Origin of the sequence: Streptosporangium sp. NPDC002524 (genome assembly GCF_040295985.1) — a bacterium.
Classification (GTDB): Bacteria; Actinomycetota; Actinomycetes; order Streptosporangiales; family Streptosporangiaceae; genus Streptosporangium.
The window spans coordinates 283,763-303,461 of sequence record NZ_JBEOWK010000011.1; the positions used below are offsets into that span (position 1 = coordinate 283,763).

At 71.8% G+C, this 19,699-nt stretch carries 18 protein-coding genes and 1 riboswitch; of the genes, 13 read left to right on the top strand and 5 right to left on the bottom strand.

The annotated features are described in order from the left end of the window. Positions 1 to 7 precede the first annotated feature (7 nt). On the bottom strand, positions 8 to 625 hold the full coding sequence (ctaE, locus tag ABT053_RS21175) for an aa3-type cytochrome oxidase subunit III (protein ID WP_350970801.1): 618 nt from the start codon (positions 623 to 625) through the stop codon (positions 8 to 10). A 195-nt stretch (positions 626 to 820) separates the two neighbouring features. Here ctaE and ABT053_RS21180 point away from each other — a divergent pair, with 195 nt between their 5' ends. The 3 genes from ABT053_RS21180 to ABT053_RS21190 all read left to right on the top strand — a co-directional run bounded on the left by ABT053_RS21180 (position 821) and on the right by ABT053_RS21190 (position 3,918). After that, positions 821 to 1,219: a DNA-binding transcriptional response regulator gene (locus ABT053_RS21180; protein ID WP_350970846.1), complete on the top strand. Its 399-nt coding sequence runs from the start codon at positions 821 to 823 to the stop codon at positions 1,217 to 1,219. Positions 1,220 to 1,248: 29 nt separating this feature from the next. After that, on the top strand, positions 1,249 to 2,325 hold the full coding sequence (gene trpD, locus ABT053_RS21185) for an anthranilate phosphoribosyltransferase (RefSeq protein WP_350970802.1): 1,077 nt from the start codon (positions 1,249 to 1,251) through the stop codon (positions 2,323 to 2,325). A gap of 444 nt (positions 2,326 to 2,769) precedes the next feature. Continuing rightward, the gene (locus ABT053_RS21190; RefSeq protein WP_350970803.1) at positions 2,770 to 3,918 is read left to right on the top strand and encodes a sensor histidine kinase; all 1,149 of its coding nucleotides are present in this window, start codon (positions 2,770 to 2,772) and stop codon (positions 3,916 to 3,918) included. 66 nt (positions 3,919 to 3,984) lie between these two features. Here the strand turns inward: ABT053_RS21190 and ABT053_RS21195 are convergent, their stop codons facing one another. From ABT053_RS21195 to ABT053_RS21205, 3 genes are all read right to left on the bottom strand, one after another. Further along, complete coding sequence (locus tag ABT053_RS21195; protein ID WP_350970804.1) at positions 3,985 to 4,272, bottom strand: Lrp/AsnC family transcriptional regulator; 288 nt, start codon at positions 4,270 to 4,272, stop codon at positions 3,985 to 3,987. Positions 4,273 to 4,327: 55 nt separating this feature from the next. After that, entirely contained in the window at positions 4,328 to 6,052 is a 1,725-nt protein-coding gene (locus ABT053_RS21200; RefSeq protein WP_350970805.1) for a DEDD exonuclease domain-containing protein, read from the bottom strand. Between the two features lie 291 nt (positions 6,053 to 6,343). Next, positions 6,344 to 7,480 (bottom strand): phosphotransferase family protein, encoded by a 1,137-nt coding sequence (locus ABT053_RS21205; protein WP_350970806.1) that lies wholly within the window; start codon positions 7,478 to 7,480, stop codon positions 6,344 to 6,346. A gap of 268 nt (positions 7,481 to 7,748) precedes the next feature. On the opposite strand from ABT053_RS21205, the gene ABT053_RS21210 reads away from it, so the two are divergent. From ABT053_RS21210 to ABT053_RS21245, 8 genes are all read left to right on the top strand, one after another. Continuing rightward, positions 7,749 to 8,981: an NYN domain-containing protein gene (locus tag ABT053_RS21210; protein ID WP_350970807.1), complete on the top strand. Its 1,233-nt coding sequence runs from the start codon at positions 7,749 to 7,751 to the stop codon at positions 8,979 to 8,981. A gap of 47 nt (positions 8,982 to 9,028) precedes the next feature. After that, the gene (locus tag ABT053_RS21215; protein ID WP_350970808.1) at positions 9,029 to 9,667 is read left to right on the top strand and encodes a hypothetical protein; all 639 of its coding nucleotides are present in this window, start codon (positions 9,029 to 9,031) and stop codon (positions 9,665 to 9,667) included. A 462-nt stretch (positions 9,668 to 10,129) separates the two neighbouring features. Beyond that, entirely contained in the window at positions 10,130 to 11,086 is a 957-nt protein-coding gene (locus ABT053_RS21220) for a C40 family peptidase (protein ID WP_350970809.1), read from the top strand. Positions 11,087 to 11,220: 134 nt separating this feature from the next. After that, positions 11,221 to 11,490: a hypothetical protein gene (locus ABT053_RS21225; protein ID WP_350970810.1), complete on the top strand. Its 270-nt coding sequence runs from the start codon at positions 11,221 to 11,223 to the stop codon at positions 11,488 to 11,490. A gap of 350 nt (positions 11,491 to 11,840) precedes the next feature. Further along, positions 11,841 to 12,000: riboswitch (cyclic di-AMP (ydaO/yuaA leader) on the top strand. Positions 12,001 to 12,118: 118 nt separating this feature from the next. Continuing rightward, positions 12,119 to 12,640 carry a C40 family peptidase gene (locus ABT053_RS21230; RefSeq protein WP_350970811.1) on the top strand — a complete coding sequence of 174 codons (522 nt, stop codon included), beginning with the start codon at positions 12,119 to 12,121 and terminating at the stop codon, positions 12,638 to 12,640. A gap of 157 nt (positions 12,641 to 12,797) precedes the next feature. Next, the gene (locus tag ABT053_RS21235; protein WP_350970812.1) at positions 12,798 to 13,673 is read left to right on the top strand and encodes a hypothetical protein; all 876 of its coding nucleotides are present in this window, start codon (positions 12,798 to 12,800) and stop codon (positions 13,671 to 13,673) included. Next, positions 13,670 to 14,947, top strand: a complete 1,278-nt coding sequence (locus tag ABT053_RS21240; RefSeq protein WP_350970813.1) for a M48 family metallopeptidase — start codon at positions 13,670 to 13,672, stop codon at positions 14,945 to 14,947. The genes ABT053_RS21235 and ABT053_RS21240 overlap by 4 nt, the downstream gene beginning before the upstream one ends. Then, positions 14,944 to 16,068, top strand: a complete 1,125-nt coding sequence (locus ABT053_RS21245) for a glycosyltransferase family 4 protein (RefSeq protein WP_350970814.1) — start codon at positions 14,944 to 14,946, stop codon at positions 16,066 to 16,068. The genes ABT053_RS21240 and ABT053_RS21245 overlap by 4 nt, the downstream gene beginning before the upstream one ends. Positions 16,069 to 16,273: 205 nt before the next feature. Here the strand turns inward: ABT053_RS21245 and ABT053_RS21250 are convergent, their stop codons facing one another. Further along, a complete protein-coding gene (locus tag ABT053_RS21250; RefSeq protein ID WP_350970815.1) occupies positions 16,274 to 18,067 on the bottom strand; it encodes an AMP-dependent synthetase/ligase in 1,794 nt (597 codons plus the stop codon). 205 nt (positions 18,068 to 18,272) lie between these two features. On the opposite strand from ABT053_RS21250, the gene ABT053_RS21255 reads away from it, so the two are divergent. Together ABT053_RS21255 and ABT053_RS21260 are read left to right on the top strand one after the other, a co-directional pair. Beyond that, positions 18,273 to 19,040 carry a metallophosphoesterase family protein gene (locus tag ABT053_RS21255; protein ID WP_350970816.1) on the top strand — a complete coding sequence of 256 codons (768 nt, stop codon included), beginning with the start codon at positions 18,273 to 18,275 and terminating at the stop codon, positions 19,038 to 19,040. Between the two features lie 183 nt (positions 19,041 to 19,223). Further along, positions 19,224 to 19,661, top strand: coding sequence for an SRPBCC family protein (locus ABT053_RS21260; RefSeq protein ID WP_350970817.1), 438 nt, complete (start codon positions 19,224 to 19,226; stop codon positions 19,659 to 19,661). Positions 19,662 to 19,699: the final 38 nt, after the last annotated feature.

The following is a 19,699-nucleotide window of genomic DNA, read 5'->3' on the forward strand; positions in this document are numbered from 1 at the left end:
CGATTCCTTAGTGAATGCCATAGATGGTTACGAAAAGGCCAATCCAGACCACGTCCACGAAGTGCCAGTAGTAGGACACGACGATCGCGCTGGTCGCCTGCTCACGGGTGAAGCGCTTCGCGGCGTACGTGCGTCCCAGCATGAACAGGAACGCGATCAGTCCACCGGTCACGTGCAGGCCGTGAAAGCCCGTGGTCAGGTAGAACACGGAGTCGTACGCGGAGTGCGACAGCGTGTGCCCCTCGTGGACCAGCTCGCTGTACTCGAACAGCTGGCCGCCCACGAACACGGAGCCCATCAGGAAGCTGACGACGTACCAGAAGCGCAGCTTGGCGACCTGGCCCTTCTCAGCCGCCCACACGCCCAGCTGGCAGGTCACACTCGACAGGACCAGGATGATCGTGTTGGCCAGCGCGAACGGGATGTTCAGATGGGCCTCGGGCCAGGGCAGGCCCTGGCCGATGCTCACCGACCGGATGGTGAAGTACATCGCGAACAGCGCCGCGAAGAACATGAGCTCGGAGGACAGCCAGACAATCGTCCCCACGCTGACCAGGTCGGGTCTGCGGGACGAGTGCGCTGTCGTCGTCGTTGAAATTGCGGATGCTGTCGCCACGGGCAGCATTATTGCGGCTCTCCTGCTCGGGTCGCCGCACGACCCCCCGATAGCGGGTGCGCACGTCCCCTCAAAGTGGACGTATAGGGCAATTCGCTCGGGGCTGGCTCCGGCCTGGGTCTCCGGACCGGCTGACCGGTAGCATCCCAGGTGACCATACATCGACGAGGGATAGTGAGCGCGACCGTGAGCACCGACGACAAGATGAGGGTCCTCGTCTACAGCGACGACGCGAGCACCCGCGAGAAGGTGCGGCAGGCGATCGGCCGCCGCCCCGCCGGCGACGTGCCCCTCGTGGAGATCGTGGAGTGCGCCACCCACGCCAAGGTCGTCCAGCACTTCGACTCCGGCGAGATCGACGTCGCCGTGCTCGACGCCGAGGCCCAGCCGGCCGGTGGCATGGGCGTGGCCCGCCAGGCCAAGGACGAGGTCCACGACTGCCCGCCGATCTGCCTGCTGATCGCCCGCCGCGACGACCGCTGGCTGGCCGAGTGGTCGCGCGCCGAGGCCGTCGTGCCGCAGCCGATCGACCCGATCGTGCTCGCCGAGACCGTCGCCGACCTGATGCGCCGCCGCCTGTCCACCCGCCTGTCCGCCCGGTAGATCCCCCCGGAACCCCCCTGGAGACCTTCATGGACGCGCGCACCACCTGGCCCGCGCTGTTGTCCGCCCTGATCGCGGGCGAGCACCTGACGGCCGACGAGGCCGCCTGGGCGATGAACCAGATCATGTCCGGCTCCGCGACGTCCGCCCAGATCGCGGGCTTCGCGGTGGCGATGAGGGCGAAGGGCGAGACGGTCGCGGAGGTGACCGGCCTGGCGCGCACGATGCTGGAGCGGGCCACCCCGCTGTCGGTCGAGGGCCCCGTCGTCGACGTGGTCGGCACCGGCGGCGACCGGGCCCACACCGTCAACGTCTCCACCATGGCCGCGATCGTGGCGGCGGCGGCGGGGGCGAGGGTCGTCAAGCACGGCAACCGGGCCGCCTCCTCCTCCTGCGGCGCCGCCGACGTCCTGGAGCACCTCGGGATCACGCTCGACCTCGCCCCGGCCGACACCGCCAGGGTCGCCGCCGAGGCCGGGATCGCCTTCTGCTTCGCGCCGGTCTACCACCCGGCGCTGCGCTTCGTGGGCCCCACGCGCAAGGAGCTCGGCGTCCCCACGATCTTCAACTTCCTGGGCCCGCTGACCAACCCGGCCAGGCCCGCCGCCCAGGCGATCGGCATCTTCGACACGGGGATGCTCCCCACCGTCGCGGGCGTCTTCGCCGAGCGCGGGGTCTCCGCCCTGGTCTTCAGGGGCGACGACGGGCTGGACGAGCTCACCATCGCCACGACCTCCACGGTCTGGGTGGTGCGCCGGGGCGCCCTGGAGAAGGTCGTCTTCGACCCGGCCGCCCTCGGCATCCCCAGGGCGGCGCCCGACGCGCTGCGCGGCGGGGACGTGGAGTTCAACGCCCAGGCCGTCCGCGACCTGGTCGGCGGCAGGACGGGCCCGGTCCGCGACGCGGTGTTGCTGAACGCCGCCGCCGCGCTGGTCGCCCTCGACGGCGCGGGCGAGGGTGAGCGCGACGGTGCCGGTGCCGGTGACGATCTGAACGCCGCGATGGCCGCGGGCTACGAGCGCGCGACCAAGGCCGTCGACTCCGGCGCCGCCGCCGAGACCCTCGACCGCTGGATCGAGGTCAGCCGGGCCCTGAAGCCGTCCTGACCCGCGTCCGGGAGCCTCTCGGACCGCTGATCGAGGTCGGCGGGGCTCTCTGGACGCGCTGACCCTTGTCCGGGAGCCTCTCGGACCGCTGATCGAGGTCGGCGGGGCTCTCAGGACGCGCTGACCCTTGTCTGGGAGTCTCTCGGACCGCTGATCGAGGTCGGCGGGGCTCTCAGGACGTCCTGACCCTTGTCCGGGAGCCTCGGCCGCCGGGATCGAGGTCGGCCGGGCTCCCAGGGCGCCCTGTCCCTCGTCGGGGACCCCCCGGCCGCCGGGCTTCCGGCCGGGTGGCCGGGGTCGCCCCGGCGTGCCGGGCTGTTTCCCGGCTTCCCGGCTTCCCGGCTTCCCGGCTTCCCGGCGGCGGGAGCCCTCCGCTCGTGGGCGGATGCAAGATCAGCCCACGAGCGGATGTGTCACCCTCGGTAGCCGTTCTAGATTGCGGCCATGTGGCGTGCTGACCTCCTGACCGAGCAGATGTTCCCCATCCCGCTGTCGTGCGCGGCGCTCCTCCTGTGCGCGGCCGTGGCGAGCCTGGTGTGGGAGCGCAGGCTCCTGCTGCTGAGGCTCAGGTCCTGGGAGGCCAGGTTCGCCGACCAGGGCGAGGCGCTGGCCGGTGCCCAGCTCGCCGAGAGGCGGGCGCGCATCGCCCGCGAGCTGCACGACGTCGTCGCCCACGGGATCAGCATGATGACGCTCGGGGTGGGCGCCGGACGGATGATCATGGACAAGGACCCCGAGCGGGCCAGGGAGACCCTGAGGGTGGCCGAGGAGTCGGGGCGCCAGGCGCTCGTCGAGCTCCAGCGCACCCTGGCGCTGCTCGACCTCGACGGCCTCTCGGCGGGCAGGACGCCCCAGCCCAGGCTGTCCGACCTCCGCGACCTGCTCGCCGAGGTCAGGGGACGGGGCCTGCGGGTGGACGTGGTCGAGGACGGCAGGCCCGCCGAGGTGGGGCTCGCCCTCGAACTGGTGGCCTACCGCATCGTCCAGGAGGCGCTCGACAACACCGTGCGGCACGCCGGTGCCCGCTCGGCCCGCGTCACGCTGCGCTGGCGGCCGGGCTTCCTCGACGTTCTCGTACGGGACGACGGCAGGACCGTCCCCGCGGCGGTCGCCGGGCACGGCCTGCTCGGCATGCGCGAGCGGGCCACCCTCTTCGGCGGGACGCTGGCGGCCGGGACCCTGCCCGGAGGGGGTTTCGAGGTGCGGGCACGGCTGCCCACCACGGGCGAGACCGGCGGCCGTGGCGGCGAGGGCGACGTCACCGTCACCGCGTCTCTCGTGCCGCGTCCGGGTTCCGCCGACGTGGGTGGGGTGGGCTCTGCCCCTGCCGGAGCTACCGGGCCGCGTCCGGGGGCCGGTGCGGGTGAGGTCACCGTCGCCGCGTCCTTCGTGCCGCGTCCGGGTTCCGCCGACGTGGGTGGGGTGGGCTCTGCCCCTGCCGGAGCCGCCGGGCCGCGTCCGGGGGCCGGTGCGGGTGACGTCACCGTCTCCGCGTCCCTCGTGCCGCGCCCAGGCTCCGGGAGCGCGGGTGAGGGCGAGGCCGGCCCTCGCCGGACCCGCCGGGTCGCGCTCGGGCTCCGCCGGCGCTGGTGAGGCGGTTCCCTTCCGGCCCGCCGGGCCTCGCGCGGGCGGGTGAGAGGGGTGGGAACGGGCGGGAGATCAGTCGGACCCGCCGAGGCCGATCGAGAAGGCGGCCTCCAGGTCGTGCCGCGAGTAGGCCCGGAAGGCGACGTGGGTCTCGGTGTGCAGCACCCCGTCCACCTTGTTGATCCGGCCGGGGACGACCTCGGCGATCTCCTCGTAGGCGGGGACGCGGACCATGGCCATCAGGTCGTACTCCCCGGTTATGGAGTAGACCTCGCTCACGCCGTCGATCTCGGCGACCGTCTGGGCGACCTCGGGGATCCGGTCCACCTCGGCGTTGATGTGAACGATCGCGGTGACCACGAGTTTCCTCCTCGTTGAGTGCGGCATTCCGCCTCAGAAGCTATCAGCGCGGGCGTCAGCGCAGCGGGCGACCCTCGCGCGCGCGGCGCGGCTCGGCCGTCTGGTAGGCGCGGTCGATGCGGGCCTTGAGCCGCCCAGCGCCCGAGACGGGCAGGCTCCAGGTGCCCTCGACCTGCACCAGCCGCACCCCCGGGGACTCCAGCCAGCGCAGGACGCACTCGGTCTCCTCGGCGCTGGCCGCGTGGACCGGCCCCGGGCCCGGCGGCACCGTCTCCGCGGTGGCGGTCAGCGCCTCGACGAACGGGGTGGGGTGGGCGCCCTTCGGCATCACCCCGGCCGAGGCGAGCCGTCCGTATCGGATGACGTGGATCTCCCAGGCGCCGCCCGGCAGCGGGGCGGCGGCGACCATCTGGGAGATCGCGGTCAGCGACCGCAGCCGCTGCATGCGGGCCGAGGTGCGGACGTAGGAGGCGAGCCGGTCGCGGTCGGCCGCGGCCTCCTCGTAACGCTGGTCGAGGGCGAGCCGCTCCATCCTGGCCTCGATCGCGGAGAAGACCGGGGCCGCGTCCAGCTCCATCGCCCGGCGGGCCGCCACGACGTGCACGGCGTACTCGCCGGGGCTCTGGCGGCCCTCGCACGGGGCCCCGCACTTCCCGATCTCGGCGAGGGCGCAGGCGGAACGCCTGGTGCGCGGGGTGATCCGCTCGGTGCACTGCCGCAGCGGGACCGTCTCGTGCAGGGCCGTGCGGGCGTCCTCGGCGGCGCGGGTGCTGTTGAAAGGGCCCAGGTAGGAGGCGTCGTCGTCCTTGACCTCGCGGACGACCGACAGGCGGGGGAACGGCTCGTCGGTCAGCTTGAGCCAGAACATCTTCTCCGGGAAGCGCGACCTGCGGTTGTAGCGGGGCTTGGCCGAGCCGATCAGCCGCAGCTCCCGCACCTCGGCCTCCAGCGAGGTCGCGCAGGCGATCGACCTCACCCGCGCGGCGATGCCGATCATCTCGCGGACGCGCGGCCTGGTCTCGCTCGCGGTGAAGTAACTGCGCACGCGGTTGCGCAGGTTGGTGCTCTTGCCGACGTAGAGGGGGTCGCCGCCCTCGTCCTCGAACACGTAGACGCCGGGACCCGCGGGCACCGAGTCGGCCAGGTGGCGCTTGCGGCGCTGCTCGGGGGTGGGCGCGCGGACGAAGCCCTTGAGCTCCTCCAGCGTGTGCACCCCGAAGGAGCCCGCCCGCTCCAGCAGGGCGTGCAGCACGTCGACGGTGGCCCGCGCGTCGGCGAGCGCCCGGTGGCAGGGCTCGGTGTGGCTGAAGATCCTGGCGAGCGTGGACAGTTTGCAGTTGGGCGCCTCGTCGCGGGTCAGCAGCTTGCGGGCCAGGTCGACGGTGTCGACCACCTGGTGGGCCGGCGGGGGATACCCGTGCGCGGCGCAGGCCGCCCTGACGAACCCCAGGTCGAACCCCGCGTTGTGCGCCACCAGGGTGGACCCCGCCGCGAACTCCAAAAAGGACGGCAGCACCGCCTCGATCCTCGGCGCCGCCACCACCATGCTGTCGGTGATGCCGGTCAGCACCGAGATGAACGGCGGGATCGGCGAGCCGGGGTCGACCAGGGTGGCGAACTCGCCGAGCACCTCGCCGCCCCTGACCTTGACCGCCCCGATCTCGGTGATCGCGTGCTCGCCCGCCGAGACGCCGGTGGTCTCCAGGTCGAACACGACGAAGGTGATCCGGCTGAGCGGGGTGCCCAGCTCGTCGAGTGTTCCCTGCACGGCGTAGTCCACGATTCACGACCATAGAAGCCCCGACCGACATTTACCGCACCGGGCCGCCCCCGGGCCGGTGCGCGCCGTGCCGGGGGACCCGCGCCCTCCACGGGCCCGCGAGGGGCTCTGGATGGCCCCGTTTCCAGGGGGTTCGCGGGTTTCCACGCCTCGGTTCCGGAGGATTCGCGAGGGTCTCCGAGGCTTCGGGTTCGGTGGACCCGCGAGGGTCTCCGGGGGTTCGGGTTCGGTGGGCTCGCGAGGGTCTCCGGGGCTTCGGTTTTTGACGGGCTCGCGGAGGTCTCCGGGGACTCAGCTCCAGTGGCTTCCGTCCAGCATCCGTTCGAGGAGGGCCCGGTGCATCACCAGGTCGTCGGGGTCGTCGGGCATGGTCTTCTCGCCGAAGTGGATCTGGCGGTGCTCGACGCGGGCCATGATGATGCCGTGCCTGAGGGCGGCGTACGTCTCGTAGAACTCCATGTCCCGAGGCTTGTATCCCGTTATTTCGTGGTACGTCTGGCAGACGTCCTCGCGCCGCAGGAAGTCGGGCATCCCCGGGAACCCCATGAACTCGGTGATGTCCTGGAAGAAGGTGTGCAGGAAGATCATCCAGGAGATGTCCAGCTCGCGGGGGGCGATCGCGGCCATCTCCCAGTCGAGCACCGCCACCGGGGTGAAGTCGCGGTACATCACGTTCCCGATGCGGGCGTCGCCCCAGTTCAGCACGTCGGGCCCCGGGTCGGCCGGCCAGTGCTCCTCCAGCCAGCCGAACGCCCGTTCCAGCAGCGGGACGGGCGTCGCCGAGCCGTGCGCCCACTCGTAGTAGGCCCGCTGGTCCTCCACGTGCCTGCGCAGCGCCGTCCCGCCCGTCCCGGGAAGCTCCAGGGGGCGCAGCTCCTCGGCGGTGAACGGGGCGTCGTGCAGTCTGGCCAGGATCTCGACGCTGTTCCGCTGCAGCCGCCCGCGGTCGGCGGGGGAGGCGTCCAGCAGCCAGCTCCCGAAGGTGTAGGGCATCACGTCCGGCGGCACGTCGCCGGTGAGCCGCTCCATGACGAAGAACGGGGCGCCCAGGGGCCCGGGGTCGGGCTCGTACCACAGGGCCCGGGGCGCGAGCACGCCCGCGCGTTCCCTGACCATCCGCATGACCTCGTACTGCCTGCCGAGGTCGTAGCCGGGGAAGACCGGCACCGCCTCGCTCGCCGGGGCCATCCTGGCGACGCACGGGACCTCGTGCCCGCCGTCGGGGGAGGTCCAGGAGGCGTCGAAGAGCAGGGTCTCGCTGGACAGGCCGTTGCCCGAGGGGCGCGACAGCGGGGAGACCTCGACGGGGGACCCCACCCTCCCGGCGAGCCACGAGCGCATCCGCTCCCGTAACTCCCCGAGGTCGCGGGTCGAGGTCCGCATGGTCCTCCCGGCCTGCCGGCCGGGCTCGTTCGTCGGCTCGTCCATCGCGCTCTCCCGGGTGGCGTGCGTCACAAGGCGATCCGCACAGTCGTAACCCAGCAGCAAGCGCTTGTCCATAAAGCGTTCACGTCCCCCTCGGCCGCCGGTCGATCCTCGGTCAGGTCGGGGTCAGGGTGCGGTAGCCGTACCCTTGACGTGAAGACCGATCCGAGTAGGGGCCGTGATGAGTTCAGCCGGAGAGGGCCTGTCTCGTCCGTTACCCGAGCAGGTCCGCTTACATGTCGTGGAGCTGGCCTCCCAGATTCTCGGTTCGATGCCCGCGGCCTCGGTTCCGCTGCCCCTGAAGGGGATCGCCAGGTTCGACCCCCGCAAGCGGGCCAGGCTGGGCGGCGCGCCGATCGCCGCGCAGCTGGAGACCGACAAGAAGTTCCGCGAGCTCGTCGCGGAGACGCTGACCGAGGGCTGGCCCGAGCTGATCGCGAGCCTCGCCGAGGGCACGGTCCCGCCCGCGGCCGAGCCCGTGATGGTGGCCGCGGCCGCCTACCTGACCCGGCCGCCCGGCTGGGCGGAGATGGTCGAGACGGCCCGCGCCGACCTGGAGCGGTCGGCCGCCGCGGCCGAGGGCTCCGCGCAGGAGCAGACGGTCTCCCGGCTGCGCGAGCAGCTGGCCACCCAGAAGACCGCGGCCAAGGAGGAGTCCGAGCGGCTGCGCGAGCAGCTCAAGACCTCGCGCTCCGAGGTCTCCGACCTGCGCCGCAGGCTGCACGACGCCCGCGAGCGGACCAAGGCGGCCGAGGCGCGCGCCGCCGCCGCCCAGGAGGTGGCCGACGAGGCGCGCGCCGCCGCGCTCTCGGCCGGGAGCACGGTGGAGAGCGAGCTGCGCCGCCTGCGCGAGCGGCTGGCCGACGCCGAGCGGCAGCTGGAGTCGACGCGCAGGGCCGCCCGCGAGGGCCGCAGTGTGGAGGACACCAAGGTACGCATGCTGCTCGACGCCCTGCAGGACGCCGCCGCCGGGCTGCGCAGGGAGCTCGCCCTGCCCTCGGGCATCCACCGCCCCGCCGACTCGGTGGCCTCGGTGGCGCCCGGCAGGCAGGGGGTCCAGGCGGTCCCCGCGCGGGCGCTCGCCGACGACGACCCCGCCCTGCTCGACCAGTTGCTCGCGCTGCCGCAGATCCACCTGATCGTCGACGGTTACAACGTGACCAAGACCGGTTACGGCACGTTCACCCTGGCCGACCAGCGCAACCGTCTCCTCACCGGTCTCGGCGCGCTCTACGCGCAGACCCGCACCGAGCTGACCTGCGTCTTCGACGGCGCCGAGCTGAACGGCCCGGTCCCGGTGTCGGCGCCCAGGGGGGTGCGCGTGATGTTCAGCGCCCCTAACCAGATCGCCGACGACCTGATCCGCCAGCTGGTCCGCGCCGAGCCCGCGGGGCGTGCGGTCGCGGTGGTCTCCTCGGACCGCGAGGTCGCCGAGTCGGTCCGCAGGATGGGCGCGAGGCCGGTCCCGTCGGTGCTTCTTCTCAGACGTCTCGGGCGCGCGTAAACCTTTCGTGGTCGCCGGGCATCGGATCACCCAGGAGGATTGATTCGATGAAGAAGATCATAACGCTCGCCCTCACCCTCGCCGTCCTGGCCGCGGGGGCGACCGTCACCACCCCCGCGGCGGCCACGACGGCCGCCATCCCCAAGGGTTTCCTGCTGTACGAGAAGGACGCCGCCAAGAAGGACGACGACCCCGAGACCAACTGGAAGGTCGTCAACTCGGCGAAGGCCAGGCTGGCCGTGAACCCGTGCGACAGGAGCACGCTGGCCGCGACCGGCCGGACGGCCGCGCGGACGGTGACCTTCACCGGCGTGCCGGACTTCATGAAGGTCGAGCAGGTGATCCTGTACGGCTCGCGCGCCTCGGCCGTCTCGGCCGTCGCCCAGGTGCGCGCCGCCCTGGCCAGGTGCGGGGCGAGGACCGACTCGGGCTCCTCCTACCGCTACGCCTCCTCGCGCCTGACCGGCGTCGGCGACGAGGCGCTGCGGATCTCCGGCCAGGTCTACTACGGGAGGAAGGCCGGGGTGGGCGGCGACCGGAGCGTGCTGGTCAGGAAGGGCAACGCGGTCGTGGTCTACCTCTGGGCGGGCGAGTACGCCAAGCCCGCGAAGGGCGACTGGACCGTCCAGTTGCGCGACGCCAGGAAGATGACCGCCAAGGTCTGCGGCATCGCCGTCTGCGGGTAGCGCGACGAGGGCTTGATCCGGTTCGACCTGGTTCGGCCCGGTTCCGTCTGGTCCGGTCTGGTCCGGTCTGCTCCGCTTCCCGCGATCGGGGCTGGGGCTCGATCCGTTTCGGCCTGGTCCGCTTCCAGCGACCGCGACCGGAGCCGGGGCGCTGTGCGCGGCCGGGGGCCGGATTGGGCCGTTCCCTCACGAGCGGCGTTCGGGCCGGGCAGGGTCGGGCAGGGTCGGGCCGGTTTCCGCGACCGAGGTCCGGGGCCGGGTTCGGGCCGCTCGCGGCCGGGGCGTCGCCGCCCGTCAAGTGGCACCCCGGCGGCGGGTAAAGGGTTTCCACCTGCGATTAAGGAGCAAACCCGGCAAAAAGGTGAGTCAATCATTACTTCTTCTGTACTATTCGCCGCAGGTCTGGTGCAGTCGGGAGGCGTTGACGTGGCCGTGGCGGGTTTGCCGGTTGGACTGATTCGGATGCCGGTGGCGGCCGGGCTCGCGCTCGCGTTGCTGATGTTGCCGGTGAGCGGAGCGTTCGCCGAGCCGAAGCCGACACTCGCCCAGGCCAAGAAGAAGCTGGAGAAGCTCAACGAGCAGGCCGACCAGGTCGTCGAGAAGTACAACCAGGCCTCGGAGAAGTGGAAGCGGGCCAGGAAGAAGTACCGCACGCTCAACGAGGACCTGACCCGCCAGAACGACCAGGTCGCCGGGCTGCGCAAGGAGCTCGTCACGATGGCCGTCAGCACCTACCAGGTCGGCGTGGTCAACGGCTGGGAAGGCATGATCTACCAGACCGACCCCGGCGCCCTGCTGAGCGGCCTGGCCGCCGCCGACCAGATGTCCACCTCCCGGGCCCAGTCCCTGAGCGCCTTCGACGAGGCCACCAAGGCGCTGCGGACCAGCCGGGACGAGGCCAAGACGGCGCTCGCCGAGGCCGACGAGACGCGCGACGACCTGGCCAAGGAGAAGGCCAAGGCCGACAAGATGGTCAAGGCCCAGACGAAGATCCTGCGCGAGCTCAACGCCTTCAGGACGGGCAACCCCGAGAGCCCCGGGATCCAGTACAGCGGCTCCGCCTCGGGCAACGCCCGCGCCGCCCTGCAGTTCGCCTTCGCCCAGATCGGCAAGCCCTACCAGTACGGCGGCACGGGCCCCGGCGGCTGGGACTGCTCCGGCCTGGTCCAGGGCGCCTGGCGCAGCGGGGGAGTCAGCCTTCCCCGTACGACCTGGGAGCAGTGGAGCTGGGGCGCGAGCCGCAAGGTGTCGCTGAGCGAGCTCCAGCCGGGCGACCTCATCTTCAGCGAGGGCCTCGGTCACGTCAGCATGTACGCGGGCGACGGCCGGATCGTGCACGCCCCGCAGACCGGCGACGTCGTCAAGGTCGTCCCGCTGTCCTCCTACGGCCGCCGCATCGTCGGAGCCGTCCGCCCCTGAGCGGGGTCCCCTAGCGCTTCCCAGGGCCGTCCCGGGCCTGTCCCCTTGCATTGGATGATGCCCCGCCTCGCGTCGTAGGGAGCGCCGGGGGAAACCGGATGTGCCGGGCGCGGCGGTGATCTCAGCGTCGGGACATGATCAAACCATGGACGCCCGACGAGCTCGCGTACGCCGACGCCGTGTTCGGTCGCCTGCTCGGTCGTCGGCTCGGCGGTGCGGCGGACGACCCGGCGCTGGGCTACCCGCGCGACGACTACGCCGAGCATCTGCGCACCGAGTACAGCACCTTCGGGTGGCTGCCCGAACCGATGCCCGGACCGATGCTTGACGCCGCCGGATTCGGGATCGTCGAGGCGGAGTTCCGGCAGTCGATCTACGGCGCCCGCACGTGCGTCAGGCGATGAGAGTGCCTGGCCGGATCGGCCGGGAACGGTCCATCCGCGAGGCTCAAACCTCAATCAGCGAGATGTGATGAATATTACAGAAATGGCTATTTGACGGAGTGATGTCCGAATGTGTGACGAGAGTCATATCTCGATAGCATAAATAGCCATTAAGCAGGGGTAACAGGAAGATCAAGAGGACTATCCGGTCACCCGATTTGGCGAATGCTTTGCCGAAAGTTGGAGAACGGGGTAACTTCTGGCGTCGCGACGTGCAAGCCACGCCGTCGCGGCGAATGTCGGTCTTCGGGCCGGTGTCCCTTATAGAAATCCAACCGGCCGCCGTGCCCCCACCCGGGGGCAGGGCTCGTCACGGCGGCCCGCCGAATCCATGCAGCCAGGAGGCATGGAACCGGGGACCCAAAAGGCCCAGCACAGCGTGGCCAGGGGTGAATCGGCGCATTTGTGCCGTAGGGCATCTTCCAAGCCCGAACCCGTCAGCTAACCCGGTAGGCATCAGTGGAAGTCCCAAGGAGAAATCCTGTCTACCACCCCGTACAACCCCCGTCTGTCGCGCCTTTTCCGCCTTTCCCTCGGCGGTATCGCCCTCACCCTGACCGCCTCAGCCGGAGCGGTCACCCTGGGGCCCATGGCGGCGCAGGCGACGGTGGACGGCCCCTCGGAGATCCTGGTCAACAGCGCGGCCGGAGTCTCCGAGAAGGCCGAGAGCACCACGAAGACCGCCCCCCAGACCGCGTCCAAAGCCAAGGCCAAGGGCAAGGCCGGGAAGAGCAGGGCGGCGCTGCAGAAGATCCGGGCCGGAAAGGCGGTCTCGGCGGCCAAGAAGCAGATCGGCGATCCGTACCGGTGGGGAGCCTCCGGTCCCGGAGCGTTCGACTGCTCGGGGCTCGTCCGATACGCCTGGAAGAAGGCGGGCGTGTCCCTCCCCAGGATCACGCACAGCCAGTACAGATCGATCAGGAAGAAGGTCTCGTGGAGCAAGTTGCACCCCGGTGACCTGCTGTTCTTCAGCGGGAAGGGCCACGTCGGCATGTATGTCGGCAAGGGCAGGATGGTCCACTCGCCGAGCAGCGGCAAGACGGTCCGTATCGTGAGGCTGGCGGGCCACTACAGGTCCTCCTTCGCCGGAGCGGTACGGCCGGGGGCCTAGACCCCACCCGGATCCCGGGAGGCCAGGGGCCTGACCCCGCCCGGATCCCGGGACCCGCGCGTGAGCCGGAGCACCGGCCCGAGCACGGGAAAGCGGCCCCGGCCCTCCACCAGGAGGGCCGGGGCCGCTCCATGCCGGTCGAGTACCATCGGCTCGTATGTCCGTCCCGAAAGGGCGCCGCGCCGTGCTCGCCGGGATGCTGGCGCTGATGAGCGCCGGTCCGTTCGCCGGGACGGGACCCCTCCTGGCCGGAGCCGCACCCCTCCCGCCCAGGACGCCGTACGACGCCAGGACACCTCCGCGCGACCCCCGCCACCTCCGTGACCCCCGCGACCCCCGCGACCTCCGCGACCTGTGGCCGGGCGCCGCGGTCACCGTCAGGGGCGAGCACTCCCTCGTGGTCGGCCACCGCGTCCCCGCCGCCGTCCTGCGGGATCTGGCGGCGCGGGCCGACCGGGCCCGCGCGACGATCGCGGCGATCTGGGGGCCGGTCCCCGCGGTGATCCTCTTCCCCGCCACCGACGCCGAGGCCGCGGCGCTCGCCGGGGCCGGGAGCACCCGCGGCCTGGCCGCGATGGCGACCGCGGACCGGGTGATCGTCCTGCCGTCGGGATACGCCAGGCTCACCGGGACCGGCAGGGACGTGGTGATCACCCACGAGCTCGCCCACGTGGCCACCGGCGCGACCCGCGGCGGCCGGGTGCCGATGTGGCTGTCGGAGGGCTTCGCCGACTACGCGGGCTACCGCGACGCCGGGATCGCGGTGCGCACGGCCGCCGCCGAACTGGCCGCCGAGGTGCGCGCGGGCGTCCTGCCCGCCCGGCTCCCCGGCCCGGCCGACTTCGCCCCCGGCGCGCCGAGGCTCGCGCAGGCGTACGAGGAGGCGTGGCTCGCCTGCCGGTTCGTCGCGGAGCGCTTCGGGGAGAAGGCCCTGGTGAGGCTCTACGGTAGCGATGTCGGGAGCACGCTCGGGCTGCCGGCGGCCGAGTTCACCGGAGCCTGGCGCGACTACCTCAGGAAGGAACTCACGTGACGCTGAGCACGACGGACACGCCCTCGGGCGTGCGGTCGGCGGGGTGGGCGCTGGCCGTGCTGGGGGTGGTCACGCTGGCGGTCGTGGCGTTCACCACGCCCTGGAGGGCGCTGCCCGAGGGGGCTCCGGCCGTCGTTCCCGATCCGGCCCGCGACTTCACCGCCGAGCAGATCGCCAGGTCCGAGAGGTTCGACGCGCTGGTCAGCCTTCCCGGCTACCTGTCGCTCGGACTGACGCTGCTCGTGGCGGGGGTGCTGGTCGCCACCCCGCTGGGCGCGCGGCTCGCCGACCGGCTGCCGGGGCCGTGGTGGCTGCGGGCGCTCCTCGGCGTGCTGGCGCTGTCGGTGGCCGTGGCGATCCTGCGCTGGCCCCTGGGGATGTGGTCGGAGAGCTACCTGCGCGAGTTCGGGCTGTCCACCCAGGCCTGGCCCGCCTGGGCGGCCGACCGGGCCAAGAGCACCGGCATCGGCACCGCGCTGACCGCGATCATGGTGCTGGCGGTGATCGCCCTGGCGCGGCGCTACCGGCGCTGGTGGATCCCCGCGGCGGGCGGGGCGTTCGTCCTGACCGTGGCCGCCTCCTTCGCCTACCCGGTGCTCATCGAGCCGGTCTTCAACGACTTCAGGCCGCTGGAGGCCGGGCGGCTCCGCGACGACCTGCTCGCCATGGCCACCAGGGACGGCGTGCCGGTCGAGAACGTGCTCGTCGCCGACGCCTCCCGGCGGACCACCGCGCTCAACGCGTACGTCTCCGGATTCGGCGCGACCCGCAGGATCGTGGTCTACGACACGCTGCTCCGCGCGCCCGCGGACGAGGTGGAGCTGGTGGTCGCGCACGAGCTGGGCCACGCCAAGGCGGGCGACGTGCTCTCGGGCACGCTCGTCGGCGGCCTGGGCGCGGCGTTCGGGGCGTGCCTGCTCTACGCGGTGACCTCGGCGGGGGTCGTACGGCGTAGGACGGGGGTCGCCTCGCTCGGCGACCCGAGGGCGGTGGGCCTGGTCATGGGGCTGCTCAGCCTGGCCACGGTCCTGTCGGGACCCGCCCAGAATTTGGTGAGCAGGCAGATCGAGGCCCGCGCGGACGTGCACGCGCTGGACCTGACCAGGGACCCGGCGACGTTCGTCGCCATGCAGAAACGGCTGGCGGCTACCAACATTTCTGATTTGTCGCCAGATCTGGTCGAATATGTACTTTATGCATCGCATCCCACGACCCCGCAGCGCATCGCCCTGGCGCGCTCCTGGGCCGGGCTGAACGGCCTCCCCGAACCGTGAGCCGCACGCTGGTCGTCACGAACGACTTCCCGCCCCGCGCCGGGGGGATCCAGTCGTTCGTGTACGGCCTCATCGCCCGCCGTCCGCCCGGCTCGGTCGTCGTCTACGCCCCCCGATGGGCCGGGAGCGCGGCCTTCGACCTGCGCCAGCCGTACCCCGTCGTGCGGCACCCGACCTCGCTGATGCTGCCCACGCCCGCCGTCGCGCGCCGGGCCGCCGGGCTGGTCGCCGAGTTCGGGTGCGACACCGTGGTCTTCGGGGCTGCGGCGCCGCTCGGGCTGCTCGCGCCCCGGATGCGCGAGGCCGGGGCCCGTCGCGTCGTCATGGTCACCCACGGCCACGAGGCGGGCTGGGCCGGGATCCCGGCCGGCCGCCGGGTGCTCGCCAGGATCGGGGCGGACGCCGACGTGGTCACCTATCTGGGGGAGTACACCCGGCGGCGGCTGGCCCGGGTGATAGCCGCGGACAAGCTGGTGCGGCTCGCGCCCGGCGTCGACACCGAGGTGTTCCGCCCGGGGGCCGGAGGGGGACGGGTGCGCACGGAACTCGGCCTGGGGGAGCGGCCGGTGGTGGTCTGCCTGTCCAGGCTGGTCCCGCGCAAGGGCCAGGACACGCTCCTGCGGGCCTGGCCCGGTGTGACCGGGGACGTGCCCGGCGCGGTGCTCCTGATCGTCGGCGGGGGCCCGTACCGCAGGACCCTGGAGCGGCTGGCCCGGCCGATGGGCGGTTCGGTGAGGATCACCGGCCCGGTGCCGGAGGCGGAGCTGCCCGGCTACCTCGCCGCGGGCGACGTGTTCGCCATGCCGTGCCGCACCCGCCTGGGCGGTGTCGACGTGGAGGGGCTCGGCATCGTCTACCTGGAGGCCTCCGCCAGCGGCCTGCCCGTGGTGGCCGGGTCCTCGGGCGGCGCCCCCGACGCCGTGCTGAACGGGGAGACCGGCCTGGTCGTCGACGGCACCCGCCCCGACGAGGTCGCGGCGGCCCTGGTCGGCCTGCTCAAGGACCCGGCCGGGGCGCGCGCGATGGGGGAGCGCGGACGCGAGTGGGCGGCACGCGAGTGGAGCTGGGACCTCGTCTCCTCCCGCTTCGCCCGCCTCCTGGAGCCCGCGGAGACCCCTTGACCGGTGGGAACGCGCGGGAGGGTCGTACGGGCTCCAGGGTGGCGTGGTGGGGCCCGCGGAGATCCTTGACCGGGGGATGCGTGGACGTCCGTGCGGGCGTCGAGGTGCTGTGGAGCCCGCGGAGACCCCTTGACCGGTGGGGACGCGCGGAGGGTCGCACGGGCTCCAGGGTGCCTGGAGCCCGCGGATAACTCTCCGGCCGTGACTAGCTGTAGAGGTCCTCGACCTGCTTGGCGAAGTCGCGCATCACGATGTTGCGCTTGATCTTCAGGGTCGGGGTGAGGTGCCCGCTCTCCTCGCTGATGTCGATGTCGAGGACGGTGAACTTCTTGATCTGCTCGGCCTTGGAGACGAACCTGTTGGCGCCGTCCACCGCCTTCTGCACCTCGGCGACGATCGCCGGGTCGGAGCTGAGCTCGGTGAGGTTCGCCCCCGCCCTGCCGTTGGCGGCCTTCCACTGCTCCAGGGCCTCGACGTCGAGCGTGACGAGCGCCGCGACGAACGGCCTGTCGTCGCCGACCACCATCGCCTGGCTGATCAGCGGGTGGGCGCGGATGTGGTCCTCCATCGGGGCCGGGGCGACGTTCTTGCCCGCGGCGGTGACGATGATCTCCTTCTTGCGCCCGGTGATGCGGAGGTAGCCGTCGTTGTCGAGCTCGCCGATGTCGCCGGTGTGGAACCAGCCGTTCGCGTCGATCGCCTCGGCGGTGGCCTCGTCGTTGTTCCAGTAGCCCTTGAAGACGTGGCGGCCCTTGACGAGCACCTCGCCGTCCTCGCCGATGCCGATGGTGACGCCGGGGAACGGCTTGCCGACGGTGCCGACCTTGTTGGCCCCCGGCATGTTGACCGAGGACGGCGCGGAGGTCTCGGTGAGGCCCCAGCCCTCCAGGGTCTCGATGCCCACGCCGCGGAAGAAGTGGCCGAGCCGCTCGCCGAGGGCGGAGCCGCCGGACACCGCCGTCGTCAGCCTGCCCCCGGTCGCGGCGCGGATCTTGCCGTAGACGAGCTTGTCGAACAGGGCGTGCTTGAGCTTGAGGCCCAGCCCCGCGCCGCCCGCCGCCTGCGCCCTGCTCCAGGCGACGGCGGTGTCGGCCGCGGCGTGGAAGATCTTCCCCTTGCCCTCGGCGGTCGCCTTCTGCTCGGCGCCGTTGTAGACCTTCTCGAACACGCGGGGCACGCCCAGCAGGAACGTGGGCTTGAAAGCCTGCAGGTCGGGGGCGACGTTCTTCATGTTGGGGGTGTGCGCGAGGACCGTGCCGGTCTCGATCAGCACGATCTCGACGATGCGGGCGAAGACGTGCGCGAGCGGCAGGAAGAGCAGCGCCGCCCTCTCGTCCGAGACGAACATGCGCTCCAGCGGCCCGTGAGCGACGTTCTTCGCGGTGAACAGCAGGTTGTCGTGGGTCAGGCTGCAACCCTTGGGCCTGCCGGTGGTGCCCGAGGTGTAGACGATGGTCGCCAGGTCGGCGATGCCGCGCCCGGCCCTGCGCTCGGTGAGCGTGTCGTCGGAGACCCCGGCGCCGAGCGCGGTGAGCTCGTCCAGGGCGCCGCCCTCGATGCGCCAGACGTTCTTGAGGCCCGGCAGGCCGGACGCGTCCTCGCGGATGGTCTCCTCGTGCGAGTCCAGCTCGGCGAACACGGCCTTCGCGCCGCTGTCGGAGATGATCCAGGCGGCCTGGTCGGCGGAGGAGGACTCGTAGATCGGCACGCCGACCGCCCCGGCGGCCCAGATCGCGTAGTCGATCACGGTCCACTCGTAGCGGGTGCGCGACATCAGGGCCACCCGGTCGCCGGGCTCCACCCCCGCCGCGATCAGGCCCTTGGCCACCCCGGCGACCTGGTCGCGGAACTCCCCGGCGGTGACCGCCGTCCAGTCGTCGCCGACCTTGCGCCGCAGGGCGACGACGTCTGGCTCCTCCACGGCACGCCGGAACACCGTGTCGGTGAGGTTGGCGGAGGCGGGGACATCCACCAGCACGGGGACGCTGTACTCGCGCACGGGTCACTCCTGGAGACGCACGATCGATGGGCTGCCTGGAAGTTATCGCGATAAGTTACGCATGGGTAAATTCGTCACCCAGGCGTTATGAAGAGGGATTTCACCGTAGCAACTACCGTCGCGTCGAACCGTCGGCCGCGCCGTGCGCCCGCCTTGTCAGGTTCATCACGTATGGCCGTATTTATTGGTAGTTAGGATGTCTGGCATGCGGGTTCATGTCGTCAGCGATGTGCACGGAAGAGCCGACGCGCTGGCCCGCGCGGGAGACGGCGCCGACGCGCTGATCTGCCTGGGCGACCTGATCCTGTTCGTCGACTACGCGGACCACTCCCAGGGCATCTTCGCCGAGCTCTTCGGGGCCGAGCGGGCGGGGGAGTTCATCGCGCTGCGGACGGCCAAGCGGTTCGAGGAGGCGCGGGCGATGTCCTCCGCGCTGTGGGCCTCGCTGGAGGGCGACCCCCGCGACCACATCGAGCGCTCCGTCCGGCGGCAGTACGGCGAGATCTTCGGCGCGATGCCGACCCCCGCGTACATCACCTACGGCAACGTGGACCTGCCGCGCTACTGGCCCGAGTACGTCCGGGAGGGCCATCACGTGCTCGACGGCGAGACCGTGGAGATCGGCGGCCTGCGCTTCGGCTTCGTCGGGGGCGGGCTGCGCACCCAGTACCGGACGCCGTACGAGATCGACGACGAGGAGTTCGCCCGCAAGGTCGAGGCCGTCGGCGAGGTCGACGTGCTCTGCTGCCACATCCCTCCCGCGATCCCCGAGCTGCTCTACGACGTGGTCGCCCGGCGCTTCGAACGGGGCAGCGAGGCCACCCTGGAGGCGATCAGGCGGACCCAGCCGCGCTACGCCCTGTTCGGCCACGTGCACCAGCCCCTCGCCGCCCGCACCCGGGTCGGCAGGACCGAATGCCTCAACGTGGGGCACTTCCGCAACAGAGGCGTCCCCTACGTCCTGGAGTGGTAGCCGCCACGCTCCGAAGCGGGCGCGCGGGGTGTCCGCTTCGTGGTGCCGCTTCCTGCCACCGTCGCTGCCACTGCCCCTGTCAGCGCCCCTGTCAGCGCCCCTGCCACCGCTCCTGTCGCCGCGCCGGCCGTGCCCGGCCCCGCCGGGCGTACGCGGACGATCGTGAAGCAGTACGGTTGCCCCATGGCTGATCGCACCACCTCCAGCATCAAGATCGGCGCGGACCGGTCGACCATCATGACGGTCATCGCCGACTTCCCCTCCTACCCGGAGTGGGCCGGGCAGGTGAAGGCCGCTCGCGTCCTCTCCACGGGGGAGGACGGCCGGCCGGCCACGGTCCGGTTCGTTCTCGACGCGGGCGTGATCAGCGACGAATACACCCTCCGCTACACCTGGCACGGTGACGAGTCCGTCGACTGGAGCATCGCCGAGGCGGGAAAGATGGTCTCCGGGCTCACGGGGAGTTATCGTCTTGCCGATGCGGGCAACGGCACCGAGGTGACGTACGAGCTCGCCGTCGATCTCAAGGTGCCGATGATCGGCATGATCAAGCGGAAGGCGGAGAAGGTCATCATCGACACCGCCCTGAAGGGGCTGAAGAAGCGCGTCGAGACCCCATGAGGGAGCGGGGCGCGCGGCACGGCGCGGTCGCGGAGCGG

What these genes read in the sequence shown, in the direction of transcription:
- ABT053_RS21210 (WP_350970807.1), top strand. Translation starts at nt 7,749, where the DNA reads ATGCCCGCGGCCTCGGTTCCGCTGCCCCTGAAGGGGATCGCCAGGTTC.
- ABT053_RS21190 (WP_350970803.1), top strand. Translation starts at nt 2,770, where the DNA reads ATGTGGCGTGCTGACCTCCTGACCGAGCAGATGTTCCCCATCCCGCTG.
- ABT053_RS21255 (WP_350970816.1), top strand. Translation starts at nt 18,273, where the DNA reads ATGCGGGTTCATGTCGTCAGCGATGTGCACGGAAGAGCCGACGCGCTG.
- ABT053_RS21230 (WP_350970811.1), top strand. Translation starts at nt 12,119, where the DNA reads ATGGCGGCGCAGGCGACGGTGGACGGCCCCTCGGAGATCCTGGTCAAC.
- ABT053_RS21205 (WP_350970806.1), bottom strand. Translation starts at nt 7,480, where the DNA reads ATGGACGAGCCGACGAACGAGCCCGGCCGGCAGGCCGGGAGGACCATG.
- ctaE (WP_350970801.1), bottom strand. Translation starts at nt 625, where the DNA reads ATGCTGCCCGTGGCGACAGCATCCGCAATTTCAACGACGACGACAGCG.
- ABT053_RS21220 (WP_350970809.1), top strand. Translation starts at nt 10,130, where the DNA reads ATGCCGGTGGCGGCCGGGCTCGCGCTCGCGTTGCTGATGTTGCCGGTG.
- ABT053_RS21260 (WP_350970817.1), top strand. Translation starts at nt 19,224, where the DNA reads ATGGCTGATCGCACCACCTCCAGCATCAAGATCGGCGCGGACCGGTCG.
- trpD (WP_350970802.1), top strand. Translation starts at nt 1,249, where the DNA reads ATGGACGCGCGCACCACCTGGCCCGCGCTGTTGTCCGCCCTGATCGCG.
- ABT053_RS21180 (WP_350970846.1), top strand. Translation starts at nt 821, where the DNA reads ATGAGGGTCCTCGTCTACAGCGACGACGCGAGCACCCGCGAGAAGGTG.
- ABT053_RS21215 (WP_350970808.1), top strand. Translation starts at nt 9,029, where the DNA reads ATGAAGAAGATCATAACGCTCGCCCTCACCCTCGCCGTCCTGGCCGCG.
- ABT053_RS21225 (WP_350970810.1), top strand. Translation starts at nt 11,221, where the DNA reads ATGATCAAACCATGGACGCCCGACGAGCTCGCGTACGCCGACGCCGTG.
- ABT053_RS21235 (WP_350970812.1), top strand. Translation starts at nt 12,798, where the DNA reads ATGTCCGTCCCGAAAGGGCGCCGCGCCGTGCTCGCCGGGATGCTGGCG.